At 58.9% G+C, this 15,961-nt stretch carries 12 protein-coding genes and 2 pseudogenes; 12 read left to right on the top strand and 2 right to left on the bottom strand.

The features are described from left to right. Together ACRQ5B_RS09040 and ACRQ5B_RS09035 are read right to left on the bottom strand one after the other, a co-directional pair. Complete coding sequence (locus ACRQ5B_RS09040) at positions 1-1,113, bottom strand: alpha-ketoacid dehydrogenase subunit beta (RefSeq protein WP_432393366.1); 1,113 nt, start codon at positions 1,111-1,113, stop codon at positions 1-3. Next, entirely contained in the window at positions 1,110-2,327 is a 1,218-nt protein-coding gene (locus ACRQ5B_RS09035; RefSeq protein WP_432393364.1) for a thiamine pyrophosphate-dependent dehydrogenase E1 component subunit alpha, read from the bottom strand. Before ACRQ5B_RS09035 ends, ACRQ5B_RS09040 begins: the two co-directional genes overlap by 4 nt. Before the next feature lie 159 nt (positions 2,328-2,486). Here ACRQ5B_RS09035 and ACRQ5B_RS09030 point away from each other — a divergent pair, with 159 nt between their 5' ends. The 12 genes and pseudogenes from ACRQ5B_RS09030 to ACRQ5B_RS08975 all read left to right on the top strand — a co-directional run bounded on the left by ACRQ5B_RS09030 (position 2,487) and on the right by ACRQ5B_RS08975 (position 15,897). Beyond that, positions 2,487-2,948, top strand: a complete 462-nt coding sequence (locus ACRQ5B_RS09030) for an Lrp/AsnC family transcriptional regulator (protein ID WP_290256073.1) — start codon at positions 2,487-2,489, stop codon at positions 2,946-2,948. Positions 2,949-3,082: 134 nt separating this feature from the next. After that, positions 3,083-3,469: a YveK family protein gene (locus ACRQ5B_RS09025; protein ID WP_432393362.1), complete on the top strand. Its 387-nt coding sequence runs from the start codon at positions 3,083-3,085 to the stop codon at positions 3,467-3,469. A gap of 180 nt (positions 3,470-3,649) precedes the next feature. Continuing rightward, on the top strand, positions 3,650-4,609 hold the full coding sequence (locus tag ACRQ5B_RS09020; protein WP_432393360.1) for a CpsD/CapB family tyrosine-protein kinase: 960 nt from the start codon (positions 3,650-3,652) through the stop codon (positions 4,607-4,609). 181 nt (positions 4,610-4,790) lie between these two features. Continuing rightward, positions 4,791-5,776, top strand: a pseudogene (locus ACRQ5B_RS09015) (glycosyltransferase family 2 protein). A gap of 333 nt (positions 5,777-6,109) precedes the next feature. Then, complete coding sequence (locus ACRQ5B_RS09010) at positions 6,110-7,027, top strand: hypothetical protein (RefSeq protein ID WP_432393358.1); 918 nt, start codon at positions 6,110-6,112, stop codon at positions 7,025-7,027. Positions 7,028-7,992: 965 nt separating this feature from the next. Further along, positions 7,993-8,595 carry a WecB/TagA/CpsF family glycosyltransferase gene (locus ACRQ5B_RS09005; protein WP_432393357.1) on the top strand — a complete coding sequence of 201 codons (603 nt, stop codon included), beginning with the start codon at positions 7,993-7,995 and terminating at the stop codon, positions 8,593-8,595. Beyond that, complete coding sequence (locus ACRQ5B_RS09000; RefSeq protein WP_432393355.1) at positions 8,589-9,896, top strand: lipopolysaccharide biosynthesis protein; 1,308 nt, start codon at positions 8,589-8,591, stop codon at positions 9,894-9,896. The genes ACRQ5B_RS09005 and ACRQ5B_RS09000 overlap by 7 nt, the downstream gene beginning before the upstream one ends. A gap of 68 nt (positions 9,897-9,964) precedes the next feature. After that, on the top strand, positions 9,965-10,846 hold the full coding sequence (locus ACRQ5B_RS08995) for a hypothetical protein (RefSeq protein ID WP_432393354.1): 882 nt from the start codon (positions 9,965-9,967) through the stop codon (positions 10,844-10,846). 138 nt (positions 10,847-10,984) lie between these two features. Further along, positions 10,985-12,016 carry a GDP-mannose 4,6-dehydratase gene (gene gmd, locus ACRQ5B_RS08990; protein WP_432393352.1) on the top strand — a complete coding sequence of 344 codons (1,032 nt, stop codon included), beginning with the start codon at positions 10,985-10,987 and terminating at the stop codon, positions 12,014-12,016. Next, on the top strand, positions 12,013-12,987 hold the full coding sequence (locus ACRQ5B_RS08985) for a GDP-L-fucose synthase family protein (protein ID WP_432393350.1): 975 nt from the start codon (positions 12,013-12,015) through the stop codon (positions 12,985-12,987). Before gmd ends, ACRQ5B_RS08985 begins: the two co-directional genes overlap by 4 nt. A 75-nt stretch (positions 12,988-13,062) precedes the next feature. Next, complete coding sequence (locus ACRQ5B_RS08980; protein WP_432393348.1) at positions 13,063-14,538, top strand: sugar transferase; 1,476 nt, start codon at positions 13,063-13,065, stop codon at positions 14,536-14,538. 46 nt (positions 14,539-14,584) lie between these two features. Then, a pseudogene (locus tag ACRQ5B_RS08975) lies at positions 14,585-15,897 on the top strand (UDP-glucose dehydrogenase family protein). Positions 15,898-15,961 lie beyond the last annotated feature (64 nt).

The following is a 15,961-nucleotide window of genomic DNA, read 5'->3' as shown; positions in this document are numbered from 1 at the left end:
TCAGTCTTCCCACTGGAGGTCGTCGACGGCGTCGAGGATGCGGTCCACGCCGGGCAGGTAGTAGTGCTCGAGTTTGGGCGCCGGGTAGGGCACGTCGAAGCCGGTAACGCGCCGGATCGGGGCGGCGAGGTGGTGGAAGCAGCGTTCCTGGACCCGGGCCACGATCTCGGAGGCGACGGAGGCGAAGCCGTGGGCCTCGGCGATGACGACGGCGCGGCCGGTCTTGCGGACGGACGCGGCGACGGTTTCGTCGTCGAACGGGACGATCGAGCGGACGTCGATCACCTCGAGGGAGCGGCCCTCCTCGGCGGCGGCCGCGGCGGCGGCGAGCGCTGTGGGGACCGAGGGGCCGTACGCGATCAGGGTGGCGTCGGTGCCGGGGCGGGCGACGGCGGCGCTGCCCTCGGAGGAGGTGCCCCGTGCGGCGTTGGCGTCGTGTTCGGCCCGGAGCGCGCCCAGGTCCACCTGGTCCTTGGACCAGTAGAGCTTCTTGGGCTCCATGAACATGACCGGGTCGTCGGAGTCGATGGCCTCGCGGAGCATCCGGTAGCCGTCGGCCACCGTGGCGGGGGTGTAGACCTTGAGGCCCGCGGTGTGGGCGTAGTAGGCCTCGGAGGAGTCGCAGTGGTGCTCCACTCCCCCGATGCCGCCGGCGTAGGGCACCCGGATGACCATGGGCAGCTTCAGGGCGCCCTTGGTGCGGTTGTGCATCTTGGCGACGTGGCTGACGATCTGTTCGAAGGCCGGGTAGGCGAAGGCGTCGAACTGCATCTCGATCACGGGACGCATGCCGTTCATCGCCATGCCGACGGCCATGCCGACGATCCCGGATTCGGCCAGCGGAGTGTCGAAGCAGCGGTTCTGCCCGAAGGTTGCCGTCAGCCCGTCGGTGATGCGGAAGACGCCGCCGAGCATGCCGACGTCTTCGCCGAAGACCAGGACGGAGTCGTCGGCGCGCATGGCGTCGGCCATCGCGGTGTTGAGGGCCTTGGCCAGGGTGAGGGGCTGGGGACCGGTCTGCTCGGCTTCGACGGCCGCCTTGGCGGCGGCTCGGGCCGTGGCTGCGCTGACGTTGCCGTTGGCCGCGGAGGAGGTGGTGACGGTGGGGCTCATCGTGCGGACTCCTCGGAGGTTGCTGCGGCGTCGCGGACCAGCTCGTCGGCGAGCTGCGCGGACTGTTCCTTCAGTTGCGGGGTGGGGCTGGAGAAGACGTAGGAGAAGAGGTCCTGCGGGTTCACCGGGACGTCCTCGCCCAGGCCCTCGCGGAGCTGGGCGGCGACCGCCTCGGCGCGGTCGGCGATCCGGGCGGCGCCGGCGTGGTCAAGCAGTTCGCGCTCCGTCAGGTAGGTCCGCATCCGGGTGAGCGGGTCCTTGGCCAGCCATTCGGCCACCTCGCTGTCCTGGCGGTAGCGGGTGGCGTCGTCGGCGTTGGTGTGGGCCTGCATGCGGTACGTGTGGGCCTCCACCAGCAGCGGGCCGGAGCCTTCGCGGGCCAGCTTCACGGCCCGGCCCAGCACGGCGAGCAGCGCCACCAGGTCGTTGCCGTCCACGCGTTCGCCGGCCATGCCGTAGCCCACGGCCTTGTGCGCGAGCGACGGCGCCACAGACTGGTGTGCCAGCGGCACGGAGATGGCGTACTGGTTGTTCTGGACGAAGAAGATCACCGGGAGGTGGAAGACGGCGGCGAAGTTCAGGGCCTCGTGGAAGTCCCCCTCGCTGGTGGCGCCGTCGCCGCACATGGCGAGGACCACGGTGTCCTCGCCGCGCAGCTTGGCCGCGTGGGCGACGCCGACGGCGTGCAGCAGCTGGGTGGTCAGCGGGGTGCACTGGATCCCGACCTTGTGCCTGGCTGGATCGTAGCCGCCGTGCCAGTCGCCGCGGAACAGCGTCATGGTCTGGACGGGGTCCACGCCGCGGGCCATCACGGCCACGGAGTCGCGGTAGGTGGGGAAGATCCAGTCGCCGTCGGCGAGGCAGAGGGCGGCGGCCACCTGGCAGGCTTCCTGGCCGTGGCTGGACGGGTAGACGGCCATTCGGCCCTGCCGGACCAGGGCGGAGTTCTGGTCGTTGACCCGGCGGCCGACGACGAGCTCTTCGTAGGCGGCGAGCAGTTCCGCGTCGCCGGGGAGTCCGTATTCGTGGCCGGGCTGGGCGCCCTGTTCGGTGTGCGCGTTGGGCGTCCCGTCCGGGCTCACCATCTGGATCGGGTGCCGGGCGGGCAGCATGTAATCCTCGACCGTGATCCCGAACTTGCGTACCGCCTCGCTGGCGGCGCTGCCCTGCCGGGTCTCGGATTCCTGTGCAGCGGAGTCCGCGGAGATCGTCATTGGTCCGTCCTTCTGTAGCCACTATTCGCACCAAGTATGCTTCCGCGGACGCTTTCGTATCCACACCCGGGGGAAATCGTGGAGACTTCATCCCAAACGGCTTACTCTTGAAGACAAATCGTAAGTGTGAGCTGGGTTACCGGCGGGAGTTGAAGACAAATGGCAGGAACCGAATCGGAGCAGGCGGTGCCGCTGGATGAGGTGGACCGGAGCATCATCGCCGAGTTGACCCGGGACGGGCGCATGTCCGTGACCCAGGTGGCGGAAAACGTGCACATTTCCCGCGCCCACGCCTATTCGCGCATCTCCCGCCTGACCGGCGAGGGCGTGCTGACAAAGTTCACGGCCCTGGTGGACCCCATCAAGGCCGGCTTGAAGTCCTCGGCCTACGTGACGCTCAAGGTGCGGCAGCACTCCTGGCGGGAGCTCCGCGAGCTGCTGCGGGCCATCCCGGAGGTGCACCACATCGCGTTGGTTGGCGGGGACTTCGACGTCATCCTGCTGGTGCGGGCCGTGGACAACGTGGATCTGCGCCGGGTGATCTTCGACCAGCTGCAGTCCATGCCGGGGGTGCTGGACACCCAGACGTTCCTGGTCTTCGAGGACCTGGACACGCGCTAGAACGGCTCGCAGGCAAGCTTCTCGACAGCCGCGGTCGAGGCGGAGAATCTCGATCAGCCCGCTAGTGGCGCAGTGTCGGCTCATCGCCAGCCAAGGTACGCTAGGAATGACTCAGTCATCACTAGCGGTTGGACATGCCCATAATCTCGGGCCCACCGAAAAGATTAGGGGATCTCGGTTTGGACCTGCTTCAGTATTTGCGAATTTTTCGACGCAATTGGGTGCTGATAGCGTCCATAACTTGTTTAGGTTTGCTAATCGGCGGTGCCGCGAGTTTGCTTTCTAAGCCTACATACACCGCCGAAACTCAACTTTTCGTAGCCATACAAGGTTCGGGTTCAGTCCAAGAGCTTCAGCAGGGGAACACTTTCAGCCAGGCGCGGGTCCAGTCGTACGTTAAGACGGTCAACACGCCAATAGTTCTGCAGCCGGTGATCGACCAGATGCGGCTTGACACCACTCCGTCAGAGCTCAGCAAAAGAGTTAAAGAGTACAACCGACTTAAATACCGTTTTGATTAATATCTCGGTCTCAGATTCCTCTCCCAGCGGAGCCGCCGAAACTGCTCGGGCGGTAGCTGATAGTCTCATAAAAGCCGTCGACCAGCTTGAGCAGCCGACTAAGGGGGCTCGTCGCCGGTAAGCCTTTCTGTCGTCACGCCGGCTACAGCCCCAGATCAGCCCTCGGCTCCCAACACCAAGATGAATATAGCGTTGGGCCTTTTGATAGGGCTTGTAGCAGGCTTTTCGACAGCTATCCTGAGAACAACTCTTGATACCAGAATCCGCGGCGAAGCAGATCTTCAGAGGGTGGCGCAGACGCCGCTGCTAGGTGGAATATCCTTCGATGCGGATGCGGCGAAGAACCCACTTCTAACTCAGAGTCCTTCTCAAAGCCCCCGCGCTGAGTCATTTCGGCAACTCAGGACTAACCTTCAGTTCGCTAATGTGGACGGTAAGGCTAGAATCGTATTAGTTACATCATCTATGCCAGGTGAGGGCAAAAGTTCGACGTCAATCAATTTGGCCATTGCTCTCGCGCAGGCTGGACAAAGTGTCTGCCTGGTGGACGCAGATCTACGGCGTCCCATGGTGCATGATTACCTGAGGCTTGACCATAACGCCGGTCTCACCACGGCCCTGACAGGAGTCGCCGACGTCAACGATCTCCTTCAGCCTTGGGGCGGAGATGAACTCTACGTCCTCACATCAGGACAGATACCTCCGAATCCGAGTGAGCTTCTAGGATCACGGGAAATGGCCGAGCTCCTTGAACGCCTGGAAGCGACTTTTGACACCGTGATTTTGGACGCTCCGCCGCTGCTTCCGGTTACGGACGCGGCTGTCTTAGCCCAGCACGTTGGCGGTATCGTAATGGTGGTCGACGCCTCAAAGACCCGGACGCAAGAGTTGTCCAAATCCATGGCGGCTCTCAAATTGGTGGGAGCCAATATCCTCGGAGCAGTTTTGAACCGTTTGCCCGCTAAGGGGCCAGACTCTTACGGAGGCGGCTACTACTCGTATAGCGCCGACGTCAAAAGTCCAGCGAAGCGGTTCAACCGCGCCAAATTCGAAGCTGAAGCCATTTCCGCGACATCAGGTGCCGAGCGCTGGGGATCCGAGTTTCACTTTGATGAAACTCTGACGGGCAAAACCAACTAAGCCATTGGCGCCGCCTTTGTTGAGCACTCGAGTGCCGGGCATGGCGGGAAATCAATAAGCTCATAGTAAGTTCGCTGTAGATTTTTAGACCGGCGGGTTTAATATGAGAAGATTCGGACTGAAATCGCCGCTCCCTTATTGAAGCAATCCAGCGGAGCCGTTTCATGCTCACTGATAATAGATGAAGGGTTGGAATATGAGTGGTGCCAACGCCCCGATTGCTGTAGTAATCCCAGCTAAGAATGCGCAATCGACCATAGGACGGGCAATCAAGTCGGTAGCCATGCAAGAAACCCGGCCTCAGGAAATTCTCGTAATCGATAACGGCTGCACAGACAACACTGTAAAAGAGGCGCAGCAAGCGGGACGTGACCTAAATCTTAGGGTAATCGAATGCAAAAACCAGGCAGCGGTGCGGCACGTAATGTCGGAATTTTGGCTTCCAAAGCAGATTACATCTCATTTCTAGACGCAGACGATCTCTGGTACCCGGATAAAGTGGGTAGCCAAATGGCGGTCGCTACCGGGCGAGACAGCACTTTTTCTGGTACGTTCATGCACTACCTTTCAGCTTCAGGACGCGTCCTAGGAGACAACATCCGGTACGCGAGCTCCGGGGATGCGAGCAAGGCCCTGAAAGAAGGGCGCGCAATGCCCGTCCCCCTCTCAAGTGTCATGGTTGGTAGAGGGGTTCTTGAGTCTGCGGGAATGTTCAACGAAGAATTCAGACGCGCTCAAGATTTCGAGTGGCTCAACCGGATATCAGTCAAATCCGAGCTTGTGATTCCTCGGGCCGCTCCTTTGGTGGGCTATGTCTTGCAGCCGGGCTCAAGTTCGGACAACTCCTACTTGGAACAAGGGCTGGCCGCAAAGGCTATCCGTGACGCCGTTAGCAATGGCACTCCACCTGACTACAGGCGTGATGTAGAACAGCCTCTCGCTCAGGGAAAGGTTCCTCGCAATTATAGGGCCGGCCAGCATTACAGGCGGGCCGGGGCACTGATAAGTGAACGGAAACCACTTCATGCCTCAGCCGAGATGGCGTGGTCAGTCGCCATTGATCCTCTGGGTACCCTGAAGAAGCTTTCATGGCAGTCTGTCGGAAGATCTAAGCATGCCGTCCCTGCCCAGGTAACTGGACTCTTTACAGACTATAAAGAATTGTAATGCAGCGTTTCGGCAGCTACGAGCGAGCGGTCATTCCTTTGCTCTACATTGCGCCGCCCCTCGGCGCTCTAATTAGTGCAACCGTTGATGGATCTGTTAAGACAAGAGACTTCGAGGGCTATCTTACTTGGTCATCCACATCAAACTATTCCTCGACGTTTACCAGCACCTTGGCATATGTATGCGTGGGGCTGGCACTTTTCGTAATATCCAAGGATCTGCTCAACGAGAGAAGGCTGCTTGCAGTACCGGCGCTCACGGTCCTACCCCCTTTCTGTGGCGGCCTGTTACTTAGTCCGCAGTAGCGGTTCCGAAGCTTTCAACTCGATTGGAGTGGCGATTGTACTTGCAGCGGTATCCGTCGCCGGGGTCAGACGCCAAGACGTTGCCGTAATAGGAAAGCTAGCCATCGTCGTGGCCGGAGCAACGGTGATTTTCGCCATAGCGAATCCGGAACGAGCTCTAATTCCTTGTCGGCCCGACAAATGTTCCCCATTGAATAGTCTGCTAACATCATTTTTCCCTCAGGAAAATGTTCTAGCAATTTTTATGATATTGAGCATCATTCCAGTCTTATTTGGGCTGAGTGGGCCTTTGAGGATATTTGGAACTCTGCTGCTGGTTTCACTAGTGACTCTCTCCGGAAGTCGAACCTCGATCGCCGCGGCTCTCGGAATTGTGGCTCTTTCCTTGCTGCTTACGAAGCTTCGAAAATCCTCGCTAGATGCCAAGTTTCGGAAAGTTTCTGCAATTTCTGTCCTAGTTCTCTTCTCTACATCAGCCCTGTTGTTCTTTCTTCCGCTCGATCCGCTGGCATTCACTGGAAGGGGTTTTATTTATGGACTCTTGCGCGCCTTTTGGTTAGAGCAACCCATAATCGGACCTGGTAGAGATGTTCTGAACTATGCATATAGTATTCGCATTTCCGCCAATTACGCGATTTCGCACGAGCATGGCGGCATGCCGTACATGCTTGTCAATGGCGGTATTTTAGGTGTTGCCTTTTTTACGGCATGGCTTACACGGGTGGTCTACAACAACTCAAAAAAGACTTCTACATGGATCAGCGGATTGGCATTAGCTTTCTCCGTAGCAGTCGCAATCGTTTCCCTCACCGAACCAGTATGGACCTATGACCTGAAGAGTCCAGCACTCTGGTCACTCGCACTTGTGAGTAGTAGTTTGTGCAGGCCGGAAGAAAAAAATTTCTTTGACGAAGATTCAAACATCACAGAAAAGCACGCATCTTGAGACTAGTCGCGGTAGTAACGGTAGACGAAGAAGAGACAACAGGAGCAGACTTTTTGCGCCTCCTAACTACTGGGGGCGATGAAGTCGATCAGTGGGTAGTAGTTCTCCGGAGTGAGAGTGCGGATGCCCTGGCTGCATGCAGGGCAGTGCTTGCGGAAAAAGATCTCCTGACGACGACGATCATAGCGAGTTGCGAGCCGTGCGGGGTTTCGCGCGCCCGAAACGTCGGATTGAATGCGCTTCTATCATCCGACAATAGTTCTGAAGAAGATGTCATATGTTTTCCGGATGACGACTGCTACTTTGATTCCGGTTTCGGTTCGGTCCTAAAGGGGCGCTTCTCCACTTCTCAGGCACAATTAGCAATCACTCCCTATGCCCCCTCAGTTGAGGAGATCAATAGGTCACGATGGCCACGAGTTCTTTCAACTCTCGGCCCGAAGGAGCTCCTTCAAATTACTTCCTCGGCTGGAATCTTCATCCGAGCATCGGAACTCCGCTGGCTTCAGGGGTTTGACGAAAGCTTCGGGGTGGGAACTCAACTCGCCGCGGCTGAGGACGTTGATTTTGTCTTGCGTGCATACCGACACGGCGTCAAAATCTGTTACTGGGGGGACATGTCAATGCTCCATCCCTACCGTTCGCAGCCGTCGAGTCGTCGCTTCGGAAATCTGGCGCTTTTGGTACATCACCGGGATATTCTGCCTGTTTCCTCGTTGATTCGTTCGTTCGCTGGGTGCCTCCTTAGATCGGAGTTCGGGTTAAGAACGTCAATGCGACGGGCTGCAGTTGCATTGCGTAGTAGCGAAGTTGCATTCAGCGCGGTCGACATTCGCCGACGTCGAAGCATCGCTGGTCTTCAGATAGACGCACAAGCTCCGGAAGAACTTGTCGATCGAGCCACCAAATACATATGTGCTCCGAAAGGGTCCCCCCGAACGGTAGTCGCTGGGCACATAACCGCAGTGAACTCCGCCGCCGACGAGCCCTTCCGAAGAGCATTCAACCGTTCGGACATCGCCATGGTCGACGGCATCTCGTTGTCACTGATCTCAGCTCTCACCCCAGGTGTGCGATTGCACAAGATGGCGACAACTGACTTTGCTCCGGCAGTATTCAGACGCGCTGCTAGAACCCTTGGCAGGCCCGTCAGGGTTGCCATCATTGGCGGGACGGAGGACGTTTCGAAGGGGGCAGCCGAGGCCCTAAATAGGGAGACACAAGTCAATGTTGTTTACTCAACGCACGGATATTGGCCTACCTTCACTGAACCCATCGAGCGGCTGAACCGGCTGGATCTGGATATCCTCATACTGGGTCTCGGAATGCCATTAGAGGCACACTGGCTTGCCGAGTACCAGACAGAGATTGACGTTCCTTTAGTAATAACTTGCGGCGGTTGGCTCAGGCTCTTGGCCGGAATTGAGCACAGAGCGCCGATTCTATTCCAAGTAATCCACCTCGAATGGCTGTGGCGCCTGACAACGGATCGTAAGCGAACGGCGAAGCGATACGGGACTGGCCTAGTTTCAGTCGCCAATGCCCTCGTAGGACACTGGAAATGGTGACCGCCACGACGACTTTCCGTAAGGTTGTTAGAAGCCCGTGGGGGCACACACTAGCCGCCTATGGGACTTCCCAGGGAGTCCTTGCTGCAGGAGCATTTGCTCGCATACCTCTATTGGTTTCGGCGGTTGCCGTCTCCGGCTACGGAAGTATCGTGGCTTTCAGCGGGCTCTGCGTCATCGTTATCGCAGTTGCCGACGGTCTAGCTCAGACAAGTAGAGTTATGGTCGCGGAAAGGGCCACGCCTAATTACGGACGGTATAACCGGTTGTTGAATTTGGCAAGATCTCTATCGGTGGCTATTTTCCTATTATTCGTAATTCTGGCGATCATTGCAGCATGTTACTCGCCCGATTTAGATAATCCGTGGGTGGCAGCGTTTTGCTGCCTGGCCTTTTCTTCGACCAGTCTTTTAGGTGGACCCGCGAAAGGCCTGCTGGAAGCAACAGGTAAAACTGCTCAGGTACATCTTCTTCAAACATCAACCACTCTTATAGGATTGCCACTTCTTTTGGCAGCCTTAGCACTCAGCAAAAGCCTTGTGGTCGCTTCTGCCGTGACAGGTCTAGGACTGGCTTTACCTTACCTCTGCTATCTTGTAGTAGCCCAGAGGATACTGAGAAGTAAAGACGTTAGGGTTCGAAAAGATTTTTACCTGTTTTCCCAGGCCCGACGAGTCAAGGAAATCAAACCAGTTCTAAACATGACGGTCTGGACGTGGGCAAACTCTCTCAATTACGCCTTCGACGCGGCAATTGTCGGTGTCGTAGCTGGCGCAACGGCGGCCGGGGAATTTGGGCTGGCGAGTCGCGTAATGACGCTAGCCATGTTGCTCTCTCTTGCGCTTAGTCCGCTCATAACCGCCCGCGTCAGCTCTTGGCGGACCGAGAGGAATTATTCCTATCTTATTAAGAAGGTGACCCGCTTGACGTTCGTTATAACCGTCGCATCGTTGATCCTTTCTGCGACGAGCGTTGCCGTAGGTCCTTGGCTTGAGGGCGTCCTGTCTCAGCACAAAATAGCCAGCCCGTTTACTTTATATGCAGCACTTGCGGTTTTTGCCACAGCTAGCGCCTCCACCGCTCCGCTTATGGCTCTCTTTGCAGGCGTCGGAGGTGCCCGATTTCGAGCACGGGCTGCTGCGGCTCTTGCGATCGTCAACATAACATTGTCTATTCTCTTCACGATTCTGTGGGGACCACCTGGTCCGGTCTTCGCATCCACTTTGACCCTTTTTGTACTCGCAGGCGTCCTCGTCATGAAGTTGCGATCGAATCCTTCCCTGATAATGGAGCGCTATTAATGGTGTCGTTCTTAAGGCCACTTTACCCGTCAGAAGCGGGGAGCCTGGGTGTAAGTTGGCCCTACTCCGTGGGCATCAGGGCGAATATTAATGCCGGACGCGAATTTTTGCTGTCAAACTCTGTCTTTCCTGCGCCCCATTTCCGGGAATTTAGAATTCATCGTCGATATAACTTAGGTAATCATCTCCGTCAGGTAGTCAATGCCGTCCGTTTTGCTGAACTACACCAAGTTCCTTCAGTGAGACTTCCTGCAGATTCTTTCTTCATGCCAGGCCAAGTTGGTGATGTTCGACTCCTAGAACATGGGACTGCGGATCAGGTCAGGCCGATTCTTGTGGGTGATTTTTTCTATTACGAGAAGCTTGGCGTTGATATTCAGAATCTCCAGCGTGCACGAGTCCTCAGGAATCTTAGACCGCTCGCTATCGATTTGCAGGCGACTGAACCAGTCGAGAAACTCGGAATACATCTCCGTGCAGGAGACGCATTTGAACCCAATCCTCATCCTTCTTATATGCCGCCGCCCTTGAGTTTCTTCCTCGAATCTATTCAAAAGTCGAACCGACGCATTGGAGGTGGAGTTCATCTAGTTTGTCAAGAACTAAGCCATCCCTACGTAGAACCGATTAAGGCGTTCTGCAAACTTGAGGGGATACGTCTTGAGATTAGCTCATCCTCTCTGAGTGAGGACTTTCGTCTTTTGGCCAGTTTTCGAGAATTGTGCTTGTCGCAAGGCACGCTAGGATTGGCTGCGGCTTGGCTATCAGCACACTGCCAACGAGTCTTTGCGTTCGAGAGAGAGTCAAACGAAATCAGCACAACTCTTGAGCTTGGTTTACAAGTAGACGAGGCCGCTTCAGCCGTCCCCTTCGGCGCCTGGCAAGCCTTGCCAGAGCAGATTGCCCGCTTGACTGATATATCCGCTTCGCCGCTAATCTGGCGACGTTAGTCGGCCTATGTCGAGGTCTTGTAGAATGGTTAGCGCCAAGTCTGCACCCAAACATTCCGAGGTCGGACTCATCACGGGGAAGCATCTGTGCATGTTTTCCAATGTGCGCTGCATCATAAGCAATAGGGGGATGGAAGTATGAAGAAAACTGCACTTATCACAGGCATAACGGGTCAGGATGGCTCCTATCTTGCGGAGCTGCTCTTGTCGAAAGGCTATCAAGTCCATGGTCTGATTCGACGAGCGTCCACTTTCAACACGTCCCGGGTTGACCACCTATATGTCGACCCGCACAATCCAGAGGCACGGCTGTTTCTTCACTATGGAGATCTCAGCGATGGCGCACGTCTGGTCACTCTCCTAGCGGAGATCAGGCCAGATGAGGTGTACAACCTCGCGGCTCAGTCCCATGTGCGTGTATCTTTCGACGAACCCGAGCACACCGCCGATACGACAGGCGTCGGGACCATCCGCTTACTGGAGGCGGTGCGCATGTCCGGCATCGAGACCAAGTTCTACCAGGCATCGTCCTCGGAGATGTTCGGAGCGACCCCTCCGCCGCAGAATGAGGAGACTCCGTTCTACCCCCGCTCCCCCTACGGCGCAGCGAAGGTCTACAGCTACTGGATCACCAAAAATTACCGTGAAGCGTACGGAATGTTTGCAGTGAACGGCATCCTCTTTAACCACGAGTCACCCCGCCGTGGTGAGACATTCGTAACCCGTAAGATCACCCGTGCCGTTGCCGCCATCAAGGCCGGCCAGCAGGACCTTCTCTACATGGGCAACCTCGACGCTGTGCGGGACTGGGGTTACGCAGCCGAGTACGTCGAAGGGATGTGGCGCATGCTGCAGGCCGACGAACCCGACGACTTTGTCTTGGCCACCGGCGGAAATTACACGGTTCGTGACTTTCTGCAGATCTCGTTCGAGCACGCTGGCCTCAACTGGGAAGACCACGTTCGCTTCGACGAACGCTACCTCCGTCCCACGGAAGTGGACGCCCTGGTGGGCGACGCCTCCAAGGCGCAGGAAAAGCTCGGATGGAAAGCTTCCGTCCACACGCCCGAACTGGCGCGGATCATGGTGGACGCCGACATCGAAGCCTTGAAGCACGCCGGACGGCCCTGGATCGATACCGTTTCGCTCGACAGCTGGAAGAACCAGTGACCACTGAACCCACTTTCGTACCCACAGAGCTGGACCGGGCCTCAACGTTCTACGTAGCCGGGCACCGCGGACTGGTGGGGTCAGCGATCTGGCGAAAGTTGGATTCCGAAGGCTTTACCAATCTCGTCGGCCGCAGCTCTGCGGAGCTCGATCTCAAGGACCGCGAAGCTGTCTTTGCCTTCTTCGCGGAAACCAAACCGCGTTACGTGGTGCTGGCGGCGGCGAAGGTGGGCGGCATCCTGGCCAACAACACTTACCCCGTGGACTTCCTCAGCGACAACCTCCGTATCCAGGTCAACGTCCTGGACGCGGCCGTAGAGCACGGCGTGGAGCGGCTGTTATTCCTCGGCTCGTCCTGCATTTACCCGAAATTTGCTGAACAGCCCATCCGAGAGGATTCGCTGCTAACGGGACACCTTGAGCCGACGAATGATGCCTACGCTATCGCCAAAATCGCCGGCATCATGCACGTCCAGGCGATCCGAAGGCAGCACGGTCTGCCCTGGATTTCCGCGATGCCCACGAATCTCTACGGGCCTGGCGACAATTTCTCGCCGGAGGGTTCACACGTCCTGCCGGCTTTGATCCGTCGCTATGACGAGGCCGCACGGTCCGGTGCAGAGGTCGTCACAAACTGGGGCACAGGGTCACCCCTTCGGGAATTCCTGCATGTGGATGACATGGCCGCAGCCTGTCTCCACCTGATGGAGCACTATGACGGTCCCGATCAGGTCAACGTCGGGACCGGCTCGGACGTCACCATCAAGGAGCTCGCCGAGATGGTGGCTGCTGCAGTTGGATACCGGGGCGAGATGCACTGGGACGAGTCAAAGCCTGACGGAACGCCGCGCAAGCTGTTGGATGTCTCTAAGCTGGCTGATGCGGGGTGGACGGCGACCATCGGCCTGAAAGACGGCATCCGGAGCACTGTTGAATGGTATCGGGATAACATCTCGTCCATTCGGGAGTAATTTCGGAGATCGCTCTGGCTGGAGTTTTTCGGGACAAATTAGCTCTGGCACGAACGTCAATGGGGGGAAATCTTAGTGAGTGCAAATGCGGACTGGCGCTCCAAGGCATCGCGCACCCTGCGGCTGCTTGACGCCTCCGTTGTCGGCTGGGCCGTCACCGGGGCCTACTTCCTGAGATTCGGCGTTGACCCGGACCTCCTAACGCCTCCCCAGCAGCCCGTGTATCTGTGGTGGTCCATTGCGCTTGCCGTCGCGTGGTGGCTGGCCTTGGGAGCTTGGAATAGCCGGCATAGTCGGATCCTCGGCGCAGGGCCCGAAGAGTACAAACGCGTTGCCGCCGCATCGCTGTGGCTCTTCGGCATGCTGGCCATCATGTCCTATCTCCTCAGGGCAGACTTTGCCCGCGGCTATGTCGCCATCGCCCTACCCGTAGGGCTCTTGGGGCTGCTGGCGGCGCGCTGGTTCATGCGGCAACACCTGAACGTGGACCGGCAAAGGGGTGGCAGTATGTCCCGGCTCCTGCTCATCGGCGGGGAGGCGGCCGTGGCTCACCTAGCGGCATCGTTGGAACGGGGCAGGCACGCCGGCTACCTCCCGGTGGCTGCCTATACGCCGGGTGCCTGGGAACGGACCGCCAGGGATGGCGAATCCGGAGAACCGCTCTTGGGCCCACGCATCGAGCCTGAGTCCGGGCTCCCCATCCTGGGCCACCGACCGGACACGGCAGCCATCCTCGAAGCCATCGAGTTGTGCAACGCCGATGCAGTTGCCCTGTCTGCGGGTGTGCAGCTGCATCCACAGCTGCTCCGCCACCTGGGCTGGGAACTGGCAGCGCGCAACATTGGCCTGATCATGGCACCGGCGTTGACGGACATCGCCGGGCCGCGGATCCATACCCAACAGGTAGCAGGTCTTCCCTTGATCCACGTCACTACACCCACACTGGACGGTGGGCAGCGCGTGGTGAAGAGGCTCTTCGACGTGGCGGCCTCTGCCTGCCTTCTCCTCATCCTCTCGCCGGTGCTGGCGGTGGTGGCCCTCATCATCAAGCTGGACAGCCGCGGCCCGATCTTCTTTGTTCAGGAGCGCGTGGGGGTGGAAGGTTCGCAGTTCCGGATGTTCAAGTTCCGGTCCATGGCCGTGGACGCCGAGGAGCGGTTAGCCGAGCTGGCCCACCGCAGCCAGGGCAACGGCGTGCTCTTCAAAATGAAGAACGACCCGCGGGTCACCAGGGTGGGCCGGGTCCTCCGCAAACTCAGCATCGATGAACTCCCCCAGCTGATCAACGTGCTGGACGGCTCCATGAGCCTGGTGGGGCCGCGGCCGCCCCTGCCTCAGGAAGTCGAAGCCTACGAACAGCACGTGCGGCGCCGGCTGCTCGTAAAGCCCGGACTGACCGGCCTCTGGCAGGTCAGCGGCCGCTCGAACCTCTCCTGGCAGGACTCCGTCCGTCTGGATCTTTACTACGTGGAAAACTGGTCCCTGGCCGGCGACCTCATCATCCTGCTACGCACCTTTCGTGCTGTCTTCCGCAGCACCGGCGCGTACTAAAGCTAAATTTTTCTACTTACGGCCCTTCGGGGGAAGGAACTTGAGAATGCGAATTTCCGTCATTGGTTGCGGCTACCTGGGCGCGGTCCACGCTGCCTGCATGGCGAAGCTTGGCCACGAGGTGGTGGGCATCGACGTCGACGAGCGGAAGGTGGCAGAGCTCGCCGCCGGCACCGCTCCGTTCTTCGAGCCCGAGCTCGACGGACTGCTGCAGGAAGTCCAAGAGACCGGGCGGCTGAGTTTCACCACGGACATGGCGGCCGCCGCCGGCAGCGACGTGCACTTTGTTTGCGTTGGCACCCCCAGAAAAAGGGTGAAAACGGGGCGGACATGCGCTACGTTGACGCCGCTGTAACGGCTCTCCTGCCAATTCTGCGACCGGGCAACTTGGTGGTGGGAAAGTCGACTGTCCCGGTCGGCACCGCCGCGCGGCTTGCCGACCTGATTGCGAGTGTGGCCGACCGTGTGGACCTGGTATGGAACCCGGAATTCCTCCGTGAGGGCCACGCCGTGGCAGATACCCTCCGCCCGGACCGGTTCGTCTACGGGGTGCCGGACGGCTCCGAGGAGCACCCCGCCGTCGCCGTTCTGGACGAGGTCTACGCCGCCTCGCTGGAGCTCGGCACCCCGCGGCTGGTCACCGACCACCCCACCGCCGAGTTGGTAAAGGCCGCCGCGAATTCTTTCCTGGCCACCAAAATCTCCTTCATCAATGCCATGGCAGAGGTGTGCGAGGCCACTGGCGCCGACGTCAGCCGGTTGGCCGACGCCATCGGTATGGACGACCGGATTGGCCGGAAGTTCCTCAACGCCGGCATCGGCTTCGGCGGAGGCTGCCTCCCCAAGGACATCCGGGCGTTCATGGCCAGGGCCGGTGAGCTGGGCGCGGACCAGGCGCTGACCTTTTTGCGCGAAGTGGACGCCATCAACATGCGGCGCCGCACCAGAGTGGTGGAACTGACCCGCGAGTTGTGTGACGGCAGCCTGATGGGGCGCCGCATCACCGTCCTGGGGGCAGCCTTCAAGCCTGAAAGTGACGACGTCCGGGACTCCCCCGCCCTCAGCATCGCGGCGCAGCTGCAGCTGCAGGGTGCCGTAGTAACGGTCACCGATCCCAAGGCCCTGGAGAACGCTGCCAGGCGCTTCCCGGAGCTCAGCTACGAGGAGGACCTGGACACCGCGTTGGGGCGCGCAGATGCCGTCCTGTTGCTGACCGAGTGGCGCGAATACCGGGATCTGGACCCCCACAATGCCGCGGCTCTCACAGGCTCCCGGCGCATCCTGGATGGCCGAAACGTCCTGGATGCCACCAAGTGGCGCGCCGCCGGATGGACCTACCGCGGACTCGGCCGGCCCTGACGCCACGCCGGGACCGCGGAGGGTTTCACAAAAATAGCATTTTCTTTGCTATGACACTCCTGTG

The organism is Pseudarthrobacter sp. L19, from assembly GCF_050859435.1.
Taxonomy (GTDB): Bacteria; Actinomycetota; Actinomycetes; order Actinomycetales; family Micrococcaceae; genus Arthrobacter.
Note: the sequence above shows the minus strand (reverse complement) of the source record. Positions and strands in the feature narration are given on the sequence as shown.

Excerpts from the sequence above, each read along its gene's own strand:
- ACRQ5B_RS09040 (WP_432393366.1), bottom strand. The coding sequence starts at position 1,113 with ATGAGCCCCACCGTCACCACCTCCTCCGCGGCCAACGGCAACGTCAGC.
- ACRQ5B_RS09035 (WP_432393364.1), bottom strand. The coding sequence starts at position 2,327 with ATGACGATCTCCGCGGACTCCGCTGCACAGGAATCCGAGACCCGGCAG.
- ACRQ5B_RS09030 (WP_290256073.1), top strand. The coding sequence starts at position 2,487 with ATGGCAGGAACCGAATCGGAGCAGGCGGTGCCGCTGGATGAGGTGGAC.
- ACRQ5B_RS09025 (WP_432393362.1), top strand. The coding sequence starts at position 3,083 with ATGCCCATAATCTCGGGCCCACCGAAAAGATTAGGGGATCTCGGTTTG.
- ACRQ5B_RS09020 (WP_432393360.1), top strand. The coding sequence starts at position 3,650 with ATGAATATAGCGTTGGGCCTTTTGATAGGGCTTGTAGCAGGCTTTTCG.
- ACRQ5B_RS09000 (WP_432393355.1), top strand. The coding sequence starts at position 8,589 with ATGGTGACCGCCACGACGACTTTCCGTAAGGTTGTTAGAAGCCCGTGG.
- gmd (WP_432393352.1), top strand. The coding sequence starts at position 10,985 with ATGAAGAAAACTGCACTTATCACAGGCATAACGGGTCAGGATGGCTCC.